General features: G+C 60.4%; 14 protein-coding genes and 1 riboswitch. Of the genes, 8 read left to right on the top strand and 6 right to left on the bottom strand.

Going from position 1 to position 16,638, the window contains the following annotated elements; genetic code table 11:
• The first annotated feature begins 233 nt into the window (after window positions 1-233).
• Window positions 234-1,439 carry an ATP-binding protein gene (locus I2D41_RS09540; protein ID WP_271741694.1) on the top strand — a complete coding sequence of 402 codons (1,206 nt, stop codon included), beginning with the start codon at window positions 234-236 and terminating at the stop codon, window positions 1,437-1,439.
• Between the two features lie 439 nt (window positions 1,440-1,878).
• Entirely contained in the window at window positions 1,879-2,520 is a 642-nt protein-coding gene (locus I2D41_RS09535) for an SIMPL domain-containing protein (protein WP_195364338.1), read from the top strand.
• A 150-nt stretch (window positions 2,521-2,670) separates the two neighbouring features.
• Here the strand turns inward: I2D41_RS09535 and I2D41_RS10150 are convergent, their stop codons facing one another.
• On the bottom strand, window positions 2,671-2,796 hold the full coding sequence (locus tag I2D41_RS10150) for a hypothetical protein (RefSeq protein ID WP_255412934.1): 126 nt from the start codon (window positions 2,794-2,796) through the stop codon (window positions 2,671-2,673).
• A gap of 461 nt (window positions 2,797-3,257) precedes the next feature.
• On the opposite strand from I2D41_RS10150, the gene I2D41_RS09530 reads away from it, so the two are divergent.
• Window positions 3,258-3,992 (top strand): 3'-5' exonuclease, encoded by a 735-nt coding sequence (locus I2D41_RS09530; protein WP_195364337.1) that lies wholly within the window; start codon window positions 3,258-3,260, stop codon window positions 3,990-3,992.
• A 41-nt stretch (window positions 3,993-4,033) separates the two neighbouring features.
• On the opposite strand, the gene I2D41_RS09525 is transcribed toward I2D41_RS09530, so the two are convergent.
• The 5 genes from I2D41_RS09525 to I2D41_RS09505 all read right to left on the bottom strand — a co-directional run bounded on the left by I2D41_RS09525 (window position 4,034) and on the right by I2D41_RS09505 (window position 10,121).
• On the bottom strand, window positions 4,034-5,269 hold the full coding sequence (locus I2D41_RS09525; RefSeq protein ID WP_195364336.1) for a hypothetical protein: 1,236 nt from the start codon (window positions 5,267-5,269) through the stop codon (window positions 4,034-4,036).
• 182 nt (window positions 5,270-5,451) lie between these two features.
• The gene (locus I2D41_RS09520; protein ID WP_195364335.1) at window positions 5,452-7,266 is read right to left on the bottom strand and encodes a hypothetical protein; all 1,815 of its coding nucleotides are present in this window, start codon (window positions 7,264-7,266) and stop codon (window positions 5,452-5,454) included.
• Window positions 7,267-7,590: 324 nt separating this feature from the next.
• Window positions 7,591-8,016 (bottom strand): nucleoside-specific channel-forming Tsx family protein, encoded by a 426-nt coding sequence (locus I2D41_RS09515; protein WP_195364334.1) that lies wholly within the window; start codon window positions 8,014-8,016, stop codon window positions 7,591-7,593.
• 8 nt (window positions 8,017-8,024) lie between these two features.
• A riboswitch (SAM riboswitch) is annotated at window positions 8,025-8,115 on the bottom strand.
• 266 nt (window positions 8,116-8,381) lie between these two features.
• A complete protein-coding gene (locus tag I2D41_RS09510) occupies window positions 8,382-9,344 on the bottom strand; it encodes a hypothetical protein (RefSeq protein WP_040359227.1) in 963 nt (320 codons plus the stop codon).
• Between the two features lie 123 nt (window positions 9,345-9,467).
• The gene (locus I2D41_RS09505; protein ID WP_040359230.1) at window positions 9,468-10,121 is read right to left on the bottom strand and encodes a helix-turn-helix transcriptional regulator; all 654 of its coding nucleotides are present in this window, start codon (window positions 10,119-10,121) and stop codon (window positions 9,468-9,470) included.
• A gap of 277 nt (window positions 10,122-10,398) precedes the next feature.
• Between I2D41_RS09505 and dpaL the strand changes: the two genes are divergently transcribed.
• The 5 genes from dpaL (at window position 10,399) to hydA (ending at window position 16,619) form a co-directional block, all read left to right on the top strand.
• Window positions 10,399-11,613: a diaminopropionate ammonia-lyase gene (gene dpaL / locus I2D41_RS09500; RefSeq protein ID WP_117583046.1), complete on the top strand. Its 1,215-nt coding sequence runs from the start codon at window positions 10,399-10,401 to the stop codon at window positions 11,611-11,613.
• A 74-nt stretch (window positions 11,614-11,687) separates the two neighbouring features.
• The gene (locus I2D41_RS09495; protein ID WP_195232234.1) at window positions 11,688-13,073 is read left to right on the top strand and encodes a YgeY family selenium metabolism-linked hydrolase; all 1,386 of its coding nucleotides are present in this window, start codon (window positions 11,688-11,690) and stop codon (window positions 13,071-13,073) included.
• Window positions 13,074-13,274: 201 nt separating this feature from the next.
• Window positions 13,275-14,477: a knotted carbamoyltransferase YgeW gene (gene ygeW / locus I2D41_RS09490; protein WP_055287465.1), complete on the top strand. Its 1,203-nt coding sequence runs from the start codon at window positions 13,275-13,277 to the stop codon at window positions 14,475-14,477.
• Window positions 14,478-14,628: 151 nt separating this feature from the next.
• Window positions 14,629-15,243: a nucleotidyltransferase family protein gene (locus tag I2D41_RS09485; protein ID WP_195364333.1), complete on the top strand. Its 615-nt coding sequence runs from the start codon at window positions 14,629-14,631 to the stop codon at window positions 15,241-15,243.
• An 8-nt stretch (window positions 15,244-15,251) separates the two neighbouring features.
• A complete protein-coding gene (gene hydA / locus I2D41_RS09480; RefSeq protein ID WP_195364332.1) occupies window positions 15,252-16,619 on the top strand; it encodes a dihydropyrimidinase in 1,368 nt (455 codons plus the stop codon).
• The last annotated feature ends 19 nt before the right edge of the window (window positions 16,620-16,638 follow it).

Below are 16,638 nucleotides of genomic sequence, written 5' to 3'. Positions count from 1 at the left end.
GGATGCCAAGCGTAAAACCTTCAATGAAAATGGCGTAAAAACTACATCTGTCATGGCGTAAAAACTACATTGAAAGTAGCGTAAAATCAGCATTGAGAATGGCGTAATTTCGCATATCGCGTGATAGAGAGGGACGGCCGTCTATGGATGCACCAAAGAGATTGACCCAAAAGGGATATAGGCCCCGGCTCATAGAGGAGCGCCTCGACACCCTTATGCGGGCGTTTGGCTGTGTGGAGATCAACGGCCCTAAATGGTGCGGCAAGACCTGGACGGCGCTCTCTCGCTCGGCGAGCGTCTCCAGGCTCGATGAGCCTGCGCAGCGTGCGGCGGCAGAGGTCGACCCAAGCCTGGCGCTCATCGGCGATGCGCCACACCTGGTCGATGAATGGCAGGAGGTGCCCGAGGTTTGGGATGCCGCCCGGCGTTTCGTGGACGCGAGCGGCAACGAACGGGGGACACTTTTGCTCACGGGCTCGACCGCGCTCAAAAGCGAGGAGCGCAGCCATGTTCGTCATTCCGGCACGGGTAGGATCGCCCGTCTGTCAATGCGCCCCATGGCCCTGTGTGAGTCGGGCGACGGCGAGCCGCTCGTGTCACTGGCAAGCCTCTTTAAGGGCGAGGATTTTGCCCCTCAGCGTCGCGAGAGCACGGTGGATGACGTCGCCCGCTGGTGCTGCAGGGGCGGTTGGCCTGCAAATCTTGGGCTTTCGGAAGATCTTGCGCGAGAGACGGCAAGCCAGTACGTGCACTCGGTGCTCGACGTCAACGTGCTGGACGAGGGCATGTCGCCCGAGCTTGCACACGGCCTTTTGCGAGCTCTTGCCATGAACGAGAGCCAGGCTGTCACGTACAAGACGCTCGTAAAGGACGCCTCGTACGGTGAGACGGGCCCCGACGAGAGGACCATCGCTGCGTACTTGGACCTCTTCAACAGGCTCAAGCTGACCGAGGACCTGTGCGGATGGGAGCCGCCCATGCGCTCGAAGGCCCGCGCTCGCGTGCGCCCCAAGCGCTACTTCTGTGACCCGTCACTTGCGGCGGCGTTGCTGGGGGCTACCCCTGAGCGGCTGCTTGGCGATATGCAAACGCTGGGGATGCTCTTTGAGAATCTCGTCCTGCGCGACGTGCGCGTGTTCCTTTCCACCTACGGCGGTGTCGACAACAGTGTCCATTATTTCCGAGATGAGAAGGGCCTTGAGGTCGATCTGATCGTTGAGCACGACGGGCGCTGGGGAGCCATCGAGGTCAAGCTGAGTGATGCGAAAGCAGACGATGGAGCGAGAAATCTCAAGGCGCTGGAGAGGAAAGTGCTCTCCAATCCTGCCGCCCAGAATGCCGCGCCGGCGTTTTTGGCGGTCGTGGTTGGAAAGGGGAGCATTGCCTACACACGCGACGACGGCGTGGCGGTGATTCCCATGGCGGCACTTGGGGCGTAGTGGTTTTGCGGGCGTGCCGTGCTTCCTTTACCGAAAATCCATTTGGTAAACCAGATGCTCGCGGATAGAATAAAGTTGACGGCAGCCCAAGTTCTGGAGAGCTGGGAAACGCCGTTGCTTGGTCAAGAGGTCGGTGCCTTAATGGCAGCGACTTGTTATGCTCCGAATGCTGCTTGAGTGCCTCGGAAAGTTCGATAAGCGCCGTGAAGAGCGAGACCAAAGCAACCAAGAGCTCTACGAGCTCTGATGGGCCCGGGATGACCTCTGATTCAAGTCACCGGGCCTCAATCTTTTTCATCCATTTGAATAGAGCGGGCGACTCTCTTGGGGCCATCTGCATGGCGCGTGCCTGGCGCGCGTGGCACAGCATCCCATTTTTGTGTCCGCACGGGTGGCTACGCTTACCGCAACGTAGCCATTCGTGGAAAGGACGGATGTCATGGCAACGGATAAGACCGGTTATGTGAGCGTTGGCGCCGAGATAGAGGACGAGGTTATGCCCGACCGCGTGATCTTTAGCATTGGCTTTGGTGGTCGCCGCACCACCAAGGAATCGTGCCTGGAGGATTACAACACCGGTCGCGCCCGCGTAGCCGCCGCGCTGGCGCCCTTTGGTTTGGATAGCGAATTAACATGCTGTCGGTACACTTGTTATGCGCAGATGACGCGCAAGAAGGCGACGATTGTGGGCTACAACTACTATGCGTACGGTACGGTTGCCGCGCCTGTCGATTCGACTGACTTTGCTGCTGTGTGGACCGCACTCAATACCTGCGAGTCACATGCCGACATGAGCATTCGATTTGAGTTGGCGGATCAGCGCGCGGCGGAAGACGCCCTGATTGCCCGTGCGGTTGAACGTGCTCGCGGCAACGCGCAGGCACTTGCCGTTGCGGCGGGGTCTATGCTGGGCGGCGTCAAGCATATCTCGTATAACAGTCGGGCGGCGGGCTATGGTCGAACATACTGTGTTGCCGCGTGTGCTCCCGATGGGGCGTCCGGAGGCTCCGAGGAGACGGTGCTGGAGCCAGAGCCTATCGAGGTCGAGTGCTCCGTGGATATGGAATGGTGGCTGGAGTAGGAAGCAGGTGCTGAGCGGCTGAGGGACCGAGGCTTCGCTACCGAAAAAACCATTTGTTAAACTCAATGTCCGTGGGTAGAGTAAGGTCGACGGCAGCCCAAGTTGTGGATAGCTGGGCAGCGCCGTTACTTCGATTAAGGGGTCAATGCCTTAACGGCGTCGACCCCTCTTCTTTTGCTTCGTACGCTGCTTAAGTGCCTCGGAAAGTCCGATAAGCGCCGTGAGGAGCGAGACCAAAGCGGTCAGGAGCTTCACGAAATCAATCAGATCGGTCATGGGCATCACCTCCCGTCGCATGGAGGGCGCTGCCCGGCACATGGAACTGCCGTCAACAACTGCCATTCAATCAAAGCGCGGTCATAAATACGAATATATGTTCGATAATAACAGCAACGTGATTCCCTCGAATAGCAGCCTTTTGTAAGGGCGGCAGAAGACGGCGCTGGGCGATTGGGGCTAGACGCGCAGGTCTTCGTCACCGAAAGCCCGTTTGATTAACCAGCCCTCTGTAGGTACACTGCATATTGATGGGCCCGGGATGACCGCTGATTCAAGTCACCGGGCCTAAATCTTTTCATCCATTTGAATAGAGCGGGCGACTCTCTTGGGGCCGTCTGCATGGCGTGTGATTAGCGCATGGTATTGCGCCCAGCTTTCATGTCCGCGCGGCCACCTATCCTTACGGCAATGTAGCCGCTTATGTAACAAGCGGCAAGCAACGGAGAAAGGCCCTAACCGTGTCAGCTGAAAAGACGCCGTGTATCTCGGCTATCGATACGACGAACTTTGCGCGCCAGATTGTGCTGGACTTTGAGTTTGCGCCGGTGCCAAAGCAGCGCCAGCGCCGTGGGCTGCGCAATGAGATTATCGAGGTCGGCGCCGTTAAGCTCGATTACCACGGCAACGTTATGGGCGAGTTCTCGCAGTTTGTGCAGACGGAATTTACCGAAGGCGTTGCGTATCCCGTCCGCGAGCTCACGGGGATATCGGCCGTGGACACCGCGATGGCCGATCCGCTCTACATGGTGATAAAAAGGCTCAGCGATTGGATCGGTCGCTACTCCGCCCAGGTGGTCTGTTGGAGCGGTGCGGACCGTCGGCAGCTTTTGACCGAGTGCCAGGCAAAGCACATCGACCTTTCCACATTTCCTACGGACTGGGCCGACCTGCAGGCGTTTTACACCTCGATCATGGACGTTGGCAGCCGCGGGCGCGTCTCGTTGGGCGACGCGGCAACGTGGTTCGGCATCGAGTTTGACGAGTCGACGGGCCATGCCCACAGCGCCCTAGCCGATGCGCGCGTGACCGCCAAGCTGCTCAAGCAGGTGATGGACGGGGACTATCACGTGAGTCCGCGCGCCCAAGAAGTCCGCCAACGTTGGGGGATGGGCGAGCGGGCCCAGACACGCCTCTCTAGCAAGTGCCCCGAGCTGGGCGACCTGCTGCTGAAGCTGAAGGCGGCGGGAAGGTAGGGGCGTTAGCTGTCTGCATGGCGCGTGCCTGTCGCGTATCGTTACTCTTCCTGCTGCTTGGCAGGCAAGATGTAGACGTTCTCGGCGTCCACGGCGATCTGCGCGGGGCGGTTGTAGAGGGTGTCGATCTCCTTTACGCTCTGCTTGAACGGCGTGACGTCGGGCGTCTTTGCCTGATGGAGCTTTTCGAGGAGTTTCTCGGATTGCTTGTCGTTGAACTTTCCGATGCTCTCTCCTGCGCCTTCGAGCGCCTCGTCGATGAGTGTATGGTCGCCCACGGGGGTCTTTGCGATGGCGTGACCGAGCAATTTGCCCGCGGACGCGATACCGCCCAGCAGTGCCGCATCGACGGTGTCGACAGCCCCCGCTTCGAGTGCGTTGTAGCAGTCGGTGTAGAGCTCGCGGTACGCGATCGAATCAGCCTCGATCTTCGCAGTGGCGTCCGCGAGCTTTGCGGGCTCGAAGTTCTGGGCGAGCATGGGTTCGAGGAACAGCGAGAACGCGTGGATGTAGGTGGCGAGCTGGCAGTCTTTGAGGTAGTCGAGCACCTTGTCGAGGCGTCTGCCCAAGCCGTCTCGCACCTCGATGAACCCTTTCTTTTTCAGATCCGCCTGTGCCTGCGAGCGGAAGAGTTCCATGTCCTGCGCGGACGACTGCTTGATGTCGAGCACCTTCATATGGGCGTTTGCCATGTAGGTGGCGTTGCCGTAGTTGAGGCCGTAACCGTTGAGGATGTCTGCGAGCGTCTTGAGGTTGCCACGCATGTTGGCCTTGTCGCGCTGACGCATGTACTCGAACATTTCGTCGACGGACTCCTGGATGGAGTCGAGCTTTTGGTTTATCTGCGCGATTGCGGCTGCCATGAATAGCGATGTTGGATCGTAAGGCACCTGCGTGACGCTCGTGGCGATGTCGCCCTCGACTACGTGGAAGCGCGCCTGCCCAAGGCCCTTGGCGGCGTCGCGGTAGCCCCCTGTGAGACCGCTGCCGTCCTTGAACGTGTTGAGTTTCGACGGATCGAGCAGGTTACCATATTTGTCAGTCGCCTGGAGCAGCGTGGGCACGCTCACCGTGTTGGTGACGGTGCGAAACATCGAGGGGAGCGAGGCGAACGCCACGCCGAGTTGGGGAATTCGCTCGAGCGGTAGCTTGATGGCGCCGGAGACGTCCACCCGCTTCTGAGTGAGCGCGAGGTGGATTTTGGTCGATGCGAGCTGTTTTGCCACGAGCTCCTCTCGGCCGTCGTTCGCCGAGGGTTTGGTCTCGTTGTCTGCCATAGCGCGCTCCTTGCTTACGTTGATAGTCGTGGGCATTATCTCATCGCCTGGTGGCTTGCTAGAGCGGGGTAGAGGCCGAGCGTCTGGCGAAACTCGTTAACTGATTGCATTTCAGCGGATTGGGTTGATTATAAGAGAAGGACGGCTATCCATCTGCCCTTCCCAGTTGAGTTCGCTTTGAGCTACTGTTCGTGCCTATGCTGCTTGGGCTCAAGCCTTCTCGCTGCCGTGAAGCAGGCCGTGGCCGCCATGGCCAATGCGATGCTGGCCATCCAAGTGGAGTCGCCGGTTGCAGCGAGCTTTGGTTCATCGGCTGTCGTGCGTCCCGACTTTTTTGTAGCCGCCTCGTCGGCGTCCTTTTCAGGAGTGGCAGGATCACTTTTGTTGTCGCCGGGTGAATCTACGTCGGTCTTTCCGCCCGCCTGCTCCCCTTGGGCCTTCCCCTCCACGGTGAAGGACGCATCGGTCGCCGTCCCGTCCTTCCAGACGGCCGTGACGGTGTGTCCGCCGCCGGCGAGCGTGTCCAGGTAGGACGGCCTGAGCTCGATAATCGTGCTGCCCCTGGTTGCGGTGTAGTTCTCGGCGGAGACCTCAGTTCCGTCCACGAGGAGACGCGTGAACTCATCGAGAGGACCGCTGAAGCGGAAGGTCAGACCGGCCTCGCCGTCCTTTGCATACGCCTGCCCGTCGCCCTTGGTGGCGGCATACAGCGGAGCGGTCACGTCGAAGGTGACGTCCCCCGCGTCGTCGACATCAAAGGTCTGAACGCCGGTCTTGCCGTTACGCTCGGCGTAGGCGGAGCTGTAGACGAAGGTCTCGTGGCCCGTCTTGTCGAGGACCGCGAGGGCTTGGATTTCAAACGAGCCCATCGAGAGCGACGTGGGGAACTCGATTTCGATATAGCCCCTTGCCGCATCGTAGCTGCAGCTCAACGTTTTGCGGGTCTTTAAAGAGTTCGGGTCCTCGACATAGCCGGGGTCGCCGAGGATCGGGGAGACAGACTTTACGCCGTCCGCGTCGCCTACATTGCAATAGATACGGAGGATCCCGCCGACGGGGACCCTCTTCGCGGAGATGGAAACGTTCGAGACCGTGGGCGGGTTCCGGTCGATCGCGCTGCCGGTCACCTCGAAGCACAGCTCGCTCGGGTCGCCAACCGAGAAAGTCGCGCCCGAAATGCCGTTGGCCCTGGCGTAGGAACTCTCGTACACATCGGTCTCGAACTCTAGGCCATCGGTGACCGAAAGGCCGATCAGCCTGTGCCTTCCGATCCTATTGCTGTCGAATGTGAGGTCAAACCCGTCGATAGACGAGCCTCCGTGATAATAGGCTGACGAAACAGAGCAGCCGTCGTCCGAATTCTCCCAGCCCTGCCGCAGTATGGGGGAAACGGAGCGAACGCCGTCGGCATCGGAGACGGTCCAAGAGATGTGGAGGTCGGCACCGGTTGCGACCTCCCTGCTCGAGAGCGACACGGAGGACACGGTCGGCGGGTTTTGGTCCTCGGGTCCCTCGGTCACCTCATACTCGAGGGGGTCGGTGGTGAAGGTCGGACAGTCGAGCCCCTTCTCCTCGGCATACGTCGTGTCGTAGACATCGGTAACCCATCCAAGACTATCGGTCACGCCGAGGCCGATGATCCGGTACCTGCAGGGCCGGTCGCTCGGGGAGGTGGAGATATCGAAGCCCGCGGTCGTGTTGCCGGTCGACGAGAAGGCGAGACGGGAACTGATTCCATGGTCTCCGGTATCGTTTTCGACAAGGACTTCGACTATGGGCGTGACGGACCGTACCCCGTTAGGGTCATCGACGCTATAGCCGACATGCAGCGTGGAGCCGGCCGTGACTGTCGTCGCGGATATCGTCACGTTGGAGATGCTGGGCGGGTTCGGGTCCGACGCGGCTAGGGCGGTTGAGGGCAAAGCAAGCGCTACGGTGGCGGACAGCGAGGCGAGCAGGCTAAGCGCGAAGCGCCTGGAGAATTTCAAGGAGGTCATTGGTGGTGCCGATCTTCCATAATTGTTGCAGCGATACCAGTATATCTTTGGCCCATGCTAGCCAGATGTTCTTTCCGCGAACGGCTCGTTAGTTTAGAGACGGCATATGGACGCCTGTCTCGTCCACGTTTCTCGTAAGGGCGATTATAAGGACATGAAGAGACTTTCTCGGAACAATCAATTGGGGATATCAAAGAAATGCTGGACGCCTCCTGATCGCTCAATGCCTTTGAGGTGAAATGCGGCGCATCGGCTACGTTGTTGAGATCATTTATCGAGCGATACGTCATTCCAGCTGAGGCCACCGTCATGAGGCTTCTGTTCCTACACCCCCCCCGCAATCCCGCGCGCGGCACCCAACAGCTCGTACTCCCTCTCGCTCCACTGGCACAGCTCGGCAGTCTCGACGGCGTCGCGACACAGGTCCAGAAACACCTCAGCTCCCTCGCAGAAGCACTCGCGGGCAAAGTCACCCGAACCGCTTGCGACGCACGTGCCGTCGGCAAACAGCTTCCAGCTAGACAGCTCGCGCGAGTCGTCTCCAAGCAGCTTAATCTGCAGTACGTGCGGGTCGCCGGCGGTGTAGAGCTCTTTCTCGAGCGCCTGCACGGTAAAGCGCATCTGGTGGGGGAGACTGCTCTTGACCATGGCCGAGGCATAGCCGTTCGGCTTGTCCAGAAGATGCATTCGTTTTGGCTTGGCTGCCAGGTTGTGGAAGTTGCGCTCACTGCGCACGGAGAAATTGTCCATACGGACTCCTTTCATCGATATTGGCAGGGCCACCGTGCCTCTTGGCCGGTTGGCGTCGGGATCGTGGAGCCAACTCTCTACCCCGACTCTGGATAAAACGCGCCCGCTCCTTGCGGGCACGATGGGGTCTATCAACGTGTACGGACAGAAATCAAGCGCCATCCGCGAAATGACGCGCGGATGGCGTTGGTTTCCCAAGTGATTATTCGGCTTCCATCCGGAAAAGTGTCGAAATCAGCCGTGTAAAAGTACGGAAAAGTGTCGAAATAGGCACCTTAAAACTTCGGAAAAGTGTAGCTGGATGACAAAACAGCACTTAGAAGCCGGTGCTGGATGCGGGATCCTGCGGCCGCCTTCAGCTCTCGCTACTCGTCGTCTCCGTCGTTGGGGTCGCCCTTGAGGGTGTTGATGTCCAGGTACTGGTTATCGTCCTCTTTTTGCTGGGTCTCCGACTCCGCTTGGGTGGGGCCGCGGAACAGCTGGAACCCCTCAAACGCAATGACACCGAGCAGGGCAATGATAATGGCGATAAAGGCAACCTTGACTGCCTGCGGAAATTCCGAGAAACGCAGCGCCTTTTCCTCGGCGTAATAATCGGCAAAGCGCTCTTCGCCCGTGCTTTTGGTATACGCCGGCGCGGACGCGGCCTCCGGGTCATATTCCGGTGCAGGCGTGGCGGCGTACGGATCGTTGAGATAATCGCTCGATGCGGTGCCATAGTTCTCGGTCTCGATGCGACCGTTGCCAGCATAGCCATCGGAATAATCGGAATATGCCGCACCGCCCTCATAGTCCGCGGCGCTCGTGTTGGCGGCAAAAAGCGGGTTAACTGGAACGTCGAGCGCCGGCATGCCGGTAGAGGTCTCATCCAGATCGGTTGCAGCCCAGGAATCGTAGGCAACCTGATGGGCAACGGGCTCATCGAGCCTTGTGACCGGAGGCTTGCGTGCCGCAGGAACGGGCAACTGCTGGGCGTTGTACATAACGGTGCTGTCGGCCGATTTGCCCTGCGTCGCCGCAGCGAGAAATGCCGCCGTCTCGGACGGGTCGCTTGCGGGGCGGGGAGCGGTCGTGGGCGCCGAAGTGGGTGCGGGCGTAGGCGCGGGCGTCGGCGCAGATGCGGGCTTAGGCGCAAGTGCGGGATTGGGACTTGACGGGCGAGCCCCGCCGCCCATGAGTTCGTCGGCGGTCCACGGGCGATCATCCATCACGTCGTCAAGGCTCAGCGAAAACAGGTCGTCTTCACTCTCATCGAACATGCGGTGCACATGTCCACCAATTGCCGGAATCAATCCGCGACCGGTGCATGATGCCTTGCTCAACGCCATTCTGTTCCATCCTTTCGAAATACTAATGACATCGATTATATGGAACTTCCCAAGCGGCTCGGTCTTGGATTCGTGCTTTCCAGAACTCGCGCCCAAAAGGGGAGGGGCAATCCAGGCGAGTGCCTACTTGTCGCCGGCAGCAGCCTTGGCCTCATTGAGGTAGCTATAGAAGCTGTACTTGGAGATGCCAAAGAACTCGCAGGCGCGCTCGCTCGACTTGGAAATGAGGAAGGCGCCGCGACGGTCGAGGTAGCCAATGGCACGAATGCGCTCGTCTTTGGTCATGAGTGCCGCGGGCTTGCCCACAAACTGCTCGCACTCGTGCAGCAGGTCCTCGAGCAGGTCGCCGATGTTCTTGGTAATGGGCTCGGGCTCGGTATAGCCCGTGCCGCCGGTGCCGGTAAAGGCGTCGAGCGAACGCTCAAAAGCCTTCATAAGCGTAATGTCAAAGTTGATGCCCAAAATGCCGACGGGCTTGCCCTCGTCGTTGCGGATAAAGATCGTCGACGATTTGAGCAGCTTACCGTCGGTGGTTTTAGTGAGGTACGGCTCGCGGTCGTGTACATCGGTGGCGCCCTCGTGCATGGACTCAAACACGATATGGCTGGGGCCGTCACCCAGTTTGCGCCCGCTGACGTGGCCGTTTTCAATCACTACGATGGAGTGGTCCACGTCATCGGTCTCCAGATCGTGGACGACGATTTCGCAGTTGGGGCCAAATTGGAGCGCCAGGCCGTGTGCAAGGCGCTTATAAAACTCAATCTGTGCGGGGGTCATAGGTGCCTTCCTAAAAATTAGTTTGGGCTCACTGTGCCATAAACCACACATGACCGCAAACAAATCCATCAACAAGGCAATTCATGACCGTTCGGCGGCGAAAAAGTACCGATTGCGGCAACAAACAATTCGTTAGGTATACCAATCAAAAAGTGTGATAGAACATTACTAACAAACTTTTTGTTTGGCATCCACATAAAAGTTCAGCCGTGTGAATGGGATCGGGCTGAAACGCGTATGCGGGGGCCGGCAAGAGAGGACTTAAGGAGTTCACCGTATGGCCGATAAGATCCAGTGGGCGGGCAACACGATGCCCAAGAGCGATGACAAGCACTTGGGAATCATGAGTCTCGACCACGTGAAGAAGGCCCGTGCCTTCCACCAGTCGTTCCCTCAGTACACCGTCACTCCGCTTGCCCGCCTGGACGGCCAGGCCGCGCGCCTGGGCCTGTCCAACCTGTGCGTTAAGGACGAGAGCTATCGCTTTGGCCTCAACGCCTTTAAGGTCCTGGGCGGCTCGTTTGCCATGGCCAACTACATTGCCGACGAGACCGGCAAGGACGTTGCCGACTGCACCTTCGATTACCTGACCTCCGATCAGCTGGCCGAGGACTTTGGCCAGGCTACCTTCTTTACCGCCACCGACGGCAACCATGGCCGCGGCGTGGCATGGGCTGCCAACAAGCTGGGCCAGAAGGCTGTCGTGCACATGCCCAAGGGTTCCACCAAACCCCGCTTCGATAACATTGCCGCCGAGGGCGCCACGGTGACCATTGAAGAGGTCAACTACGACGAGTGCGTGCGCATGGCCGCCGCCGAGGCCGACGCCTGCGAGCGCGGCGTCATCGTTCAGGACACCGCCTGGGAGGGCTACGAGAAGATCCCGTCCTGGATCATGGAGGGTTACGGCACCATGGCTTCCGAGGCTGCCGAGCAGCTGCGCGAGATGGCCATCAACCGCCCGACGCACGTGTTTGTCCAGGCTGGCGTGGGTTCGCTCGCCGGCGCCGTGGTGGGCTACTTCACCAACCTGTATCCCGATAACCCGCCCACCTTCGTCGTGGTTGAGTGCGCGCCTGCCGCCTGCCTGTACAAGGGCGCTGCCGCCGGCGACGGCGATCCGCGCATCGTGGACGGCGACATGCCCTCCATCATGGCCGGCCTGTGCTGCGGCGAACCCAACATCCTGGGCTGGGATATCCTGCGCAACCACACCACCGCCTTCGTGTCCTGCCCCGACTGGGTCACCGCTCGCGGCATGCGCACCCTGGGCGCTCCCGAGAAGGGCGACCCGCGCGTCATCTCCGGCGAGTCCGGCGCTGTGACCACCGGCCTGGTCGAGACCCTCATGCTCGATCCCGAGTACGCCGAGCTCAAGGAGCTCATCGGCCTGGACAAGACGAGCTCCGTGCTCTGCTTCTCCACCGAGGGCGACACCGATCCCGACCAGTATCGCCGCATTGTTTGGGAAGGCGAATATCCCACTTGCTAATCGTTGGGGCGGAGTAAATAGGTATCGCTCCGCCACCTCACAGGTAGATTCCTTCGTTTGAAAGGTTATGAACAATGGCTAAAGAACTCGATTTCGACGCTATCAAGGCTGCTGCTGAGTCCCATCGTGCTGATATGACTCGCTTCCTGCGCGCTATGATCTCCCATCCCTCTGAGTCCTGCGAGGAGGGTGAGGTTGTTGCCTGCATCAAGGCCGAGATGGAGAGCCTTGGCTATGACGAGGTCAAGGTCGACGGCCTGGGCAACGTTATGGGCTTTATGGGCGAGGGCGACAAGATCATCGCCATCGACTCTCACATCGACACCGTCGGCATCGGCAACATCGATAACTGGGATGCCGATCCTTATGAGGGCTACGAGACCGATGAGATCATCTATGGCCGCGGCGGCTCCGACCAGGAGGGTGGCATGGCTTCTGCTACCTACGCTGCCAAGATGATGAAGGACATGGGCCTCATCCCCGAGGGCTACAAGATCATGGTCGTCGGCACCGTCCAGGAAGAGGACTGCGACGGCATGTGCTGGCAGTACATCTACAACAAGGACGGCATTAAGCCCGAGTTCGTCATTTCCACCGAGCCCACCGACGGCGGCATCTATCGCGGTCACCGCGGCCGCATGGAGATCCGCGTCGACGTTCACGGCACCTCCTGCCACGGCTCCGCTCCCGACCGCGGCGACAACGCCATCTACAAGATGGCCGACATCATCGCCGACGTTCGCGCTCTCAACAACAACGGCTGCGACGAGTCGACCGACATCAAGGGTCTCGTCAAGATGCTCGACCCCAAGTACAACCCCGAGCACTTCGAGGACGCCCGCTTCCTGGGTCGCGGCACCTGCACCGTCAGCCAGATCTTCTACACCAGCCCCAGCCGCTGCGCTGTCGCTGACTCCTGCGCCATCTCCATCGACCGTCGCATGACCGCTGGTGAGACCTGGGAGTCCTGCCTGGACGAGATCCGTAACCTGCCGGCCGCCAAGAAGTACGGCGACGACGTGAAGGTCTCCATGTACATGTACGACCGTCCGTCCTGGACCGGCGAGGTCTACGAGACCGAGGCTTACTTCCCCACGTGGATCAACAAGGAGACTGCTCCGCACGTCAAGGCCCTCGTCGACGCCCACAAGGCCATGTTCGGTGACGAGCGCATCGGCTGCGAGCCCAGCATGGACAAGCGCACCGGTCGTCCGCTGTGCGACAAGTGGACCTTCTCCACGAACTGCGTCTCCATCCAGGGCCGCTATGGCATCCCCTGCGTCGGCTTTGGTCCGGGTGCCGAGTCTCAGGCTCACGCTCCCAACGAGGTCACCTACAAGGACGACCTGGTCACCGCTGCCGCCATGTATGTGGCTGCCCTGAACCTCTACGATCCGAGCCAGGCCGATGGCGATGCCACCGTGTTCCGCGCCGGTCTGACCAACAACAAGATCGACTAGTCCCATTCCTCGATCTTGTTGAGCCGGGGACAGTTTATGCCCCCGGCACCTCCTGTTGACTTGGGGCCCGCGGTCGTTATCTCCCATGCTTCCTCGACGGTAGCGGGTCCTCGTCATAGCGCTCTGCATGTTCTAGCCACACGCGCATGCCGGAGCGCATCTACTCATTGCGATCGTTTCACCTTTAGAAAGGACATTTACATGGACGCTAAGTTTACCGAGCTCGTCGAGCAGCTGAACGGCCTCGATTTTAAGGGTATGTACGGCAGCGACTTCCTGCACACCTGGGACAAGACCACTGATGAGCTCAAGGCGCTCTACATCGTCGCCGACGCCCTGCGCGAGCTGCGTGAGAACAACGTTTCGTCCAAGATCTTCGACTCGGGCCTGGCCGTCTCGCTGTTCCGCGACAACTCCACCCGTACGCGCTTCTCCTTCTCTAAGGCCGCCAACCTGCTTGGCCTTGAGCTGCAGGACCTGGACGAGAAGAAGTCCCAGATCGCTCACGGCGAGACCGTCCGCGAGACCGCTACCATGATTTCCTTCATGGCCGACGTCATCGGCATCCGCGACGACATGTACATCGGCAAGGGCGACGCCTACATGGCCGAGGTCTCCGAGTCTGTCCAGCAGGCCTACGAGGACGGCGTTCTGGATCACCGTCCCACGCTCATCTCCCTGCAGTCCGATTCCGACCACCCCACGCAGTCCTCTGCCGACATGCTCTACCTCATCAACGAGTTTGGCGGTCTTGAGAACCTCAAGGGCAAGAAGGTTGCCGTCACCTGGGCCTATTCGCCCTCTTACGGCAAGCCGCTGTCCTGCCCGCAGTCGCTGATCAGCCTGCTGCCCCGCTTTGGCATGGACGTCACCCTGGCTCACCCCGAGGGCTACGACCTCATGCCCGAGGTCGTCGAGCGCGCCAAGGGCTATGCCGCCGAGTCCGGCACCACCTTTAAGCAGGTCAACACCATGGCTGAGGCCTTCGAGGGCGCCGACATCGTAATCCCCAAGAGCTGGGCTCCGTTTGCCGCCATGGAGAAGCGCACCAACCTGTACGCCGAGGGCGACGACGCCGGCATCGCTGCGCTCGAGAAGGAGCTGCTCGCTCAGAACGCTACGCATCAGGATTGGTGCTCCACGACCGAGCTCATGGAGAAGACTGCCAACGGCCAGGACACCATCTTTATGCACCCGCTGCCCGCCGACATCTCCGGTGTCTCCTGCGAGCACGGCGAGGTCAACGCCGACGTCTTCGACATGCACCGCGTGGGCATGTACAAGGAGGCCAGCTACAAGCCGTACGCCATCGCAGCCATGATGTTCCTGCAGAAGGTTGCCGATCCCGCCGCTACCCTCAAGGCCCTCGACGAGCGCAACACCGCCCGTTGGCTCCAGGCCTAAAGCCGGGCTGAGGTAAGCCATGTAAAGGGGGCGCTCTGCCAAACGGCGGGGTGCCCCCCTTTTTGTATCGTGGGCGTGCGGGATAAGCGCTTTCGATGTGGATGCCCGCGGCGCGAGTTATGGGTACGATGGTTTCAGGGGAGGTATCACCATGAAACTTGGATGCGTCATTATGGCTTCGGGCGAGGGCAAGCGGTTTGGCTCTAACAAGATGCTTGCCGATATCTATGGCGAGCCGCTGATTGCCCGGACCATCGATTCGGTTCCCCGGGGCTTTGACGTCGTGGTTTCGACGCGTTGGCCCGAGGTCGCTCAGATTTGCGAGGACAAGCATTGCCCGTGCGTGCTGCACGATGGCGAGCTGCGCAGCGAAAGCGTCCGTGCGGGCCTTTCATGGGGAGTCGAACGCAACTGGAAAGGTTGCCTCTTTTTGCCGGGCGACCAGCCGCTCGTGAGTTCGGGTTCTTTTGAGGCTATGGTTCGTGCATTTGACGAGCGTGGCCGCAAACATCCGGTGCGTCTTGCGTGCAACGGTGAGCCTTCGAGCCCGGTGCTCTTTCCGGCGGAACTGTTCGATGCACTCATACGTCTTGAGGGCAAGGACGGCGGGGGCTCGATTCTCAAGGACCGTACCGACGTGGTGCTGGTCGAGGCGCGTGCCTACGAGCTGTGGGATGTCGATACCGCAGAGGGACAGCGACGCATAACGGAGCATATCGCGGCCTGCTCGTATTTTGATCGCGTGGCCAACTGTATTAATCAATAAGGAGCAACATGATCATCATCAAAAACGGCGCGCTCGTGACGCCCCAGGGGCTTCGCCGCGCCGATCTTGCCATGGAGGGCGACAAGATTGTGCGGATTGCCGCGGCGATTGAGCCGGGCGAGGGCGATACCGTCGAGGATGCCGCGGGCTGTTGGGTGTTCCCGGGCTTTATCGACGGCCACACGCACATGCAGTGCTGGACTGGCATGGATTGGACAGCCGATAGCTTTGAAACCGGCACGCGTGCGGCCGCCTGCGGCGGTACGACGACCATCGTGGACTACGCCACGGCCGACCGCGGCGTGACCATGCCCGATGCCCTTGCCGAGTGGCACCACCGCGCCGACGGCACCTGCACGGCAAACTACGCTTTTCATATGGCACTCGCCGAGTGGAATGAGCGCAACCGCGCCGATCTCGCGGCTATGCGCGAGGCGGGCGTTTCGTCGTTTAAGACCTACTTTGCCTACGACCACTTGCGCTTGGACGATGCCGAGACGCTCGAGGTGCTCGAGGAGCTCAAGCGTATTGGCGGCATACTGTGCGTGCATTGCGAGAACGGTACGCTGGTGAATGAGCTGCAGAAGCGCGTGTACGAGCGGGGGATTCATGGGCCCGAGGGGCATGCGCTCAGCCGTCCGGACGTGTGTGAGGCCGAGGCCGTGAGCCGCCTGCTGTATCTGGCGCACTTGGCCGGGGACGCTCCGGTCAACGTAGTGCACCTTTCGACCAAGCTGGGGCTCGAGGCCATTCGCGCTGCCAAAGCGCGCGGGCAGAAGAACATCTATGTCGAGACATGCCCCCAGTATCTGATGCTCGACGACACCTGCTATCTGGAGCAGGGCGAGGACGGCTTTGCGGGCGCCAAATATGTGATGAGCCCGCCGCTGCGCCATGCGGGCGACCGTGCGGCACTGCGCGAGGCGCTTGTGGCCGGCGAGGTCGATACGATCGCGACCGACCACTGCAGCTTTAACCTGCACGGGCAAAAGGACCGCGGGCGCGACGACTTCCGCGCGATTCCCAACGGCGGACCCGGTGTGGAGCATCGTCCCGTCGCGATCGCTACGAGCTTTGAGGGACAGCTGGGCCCCGAGGACCTCTGCCGCCTGATGAGCGAGAACCCGGCGCGCGTCTTTGGCATGTATCCGCGCAAGGGCTGTCTTGCCGAGGGTGCCGATGCCGACGTGTGCGTGTGGGATCCCAAGGCGCGCTGGACCATTCGCGCGGCGACGCAGCATCAGGCTGTGGACTACACGCCGCTCGAGGGTTTTGAGGCACATGGCCGCGCCAAGGCTGTGTTTGTGAATGGCGTGCTGGCCGCGCGCGACGGCGAGCCCACCGGAGCCCAGCCCGGTCGCTACGTGCCCCGCTAGCAGCAAAGATGCCGTGTCC

This window comes from Collinsella aerofaciens, from assembly GCF_015552075.1.
In the GTDB taxonomy this organism is placed as follows: Bacteria; Actinomycetota; Coriobacteriia; order Coriobacteriales; family Coriobacteriaceae; genus Collinsella; species Collinsella aerofaciens_Y.
The sequence above is the reverse complement of the archived record's forward strand: the minus strand, read 5'-3'. Positions and strand labels throughout refer to the sequence as shown.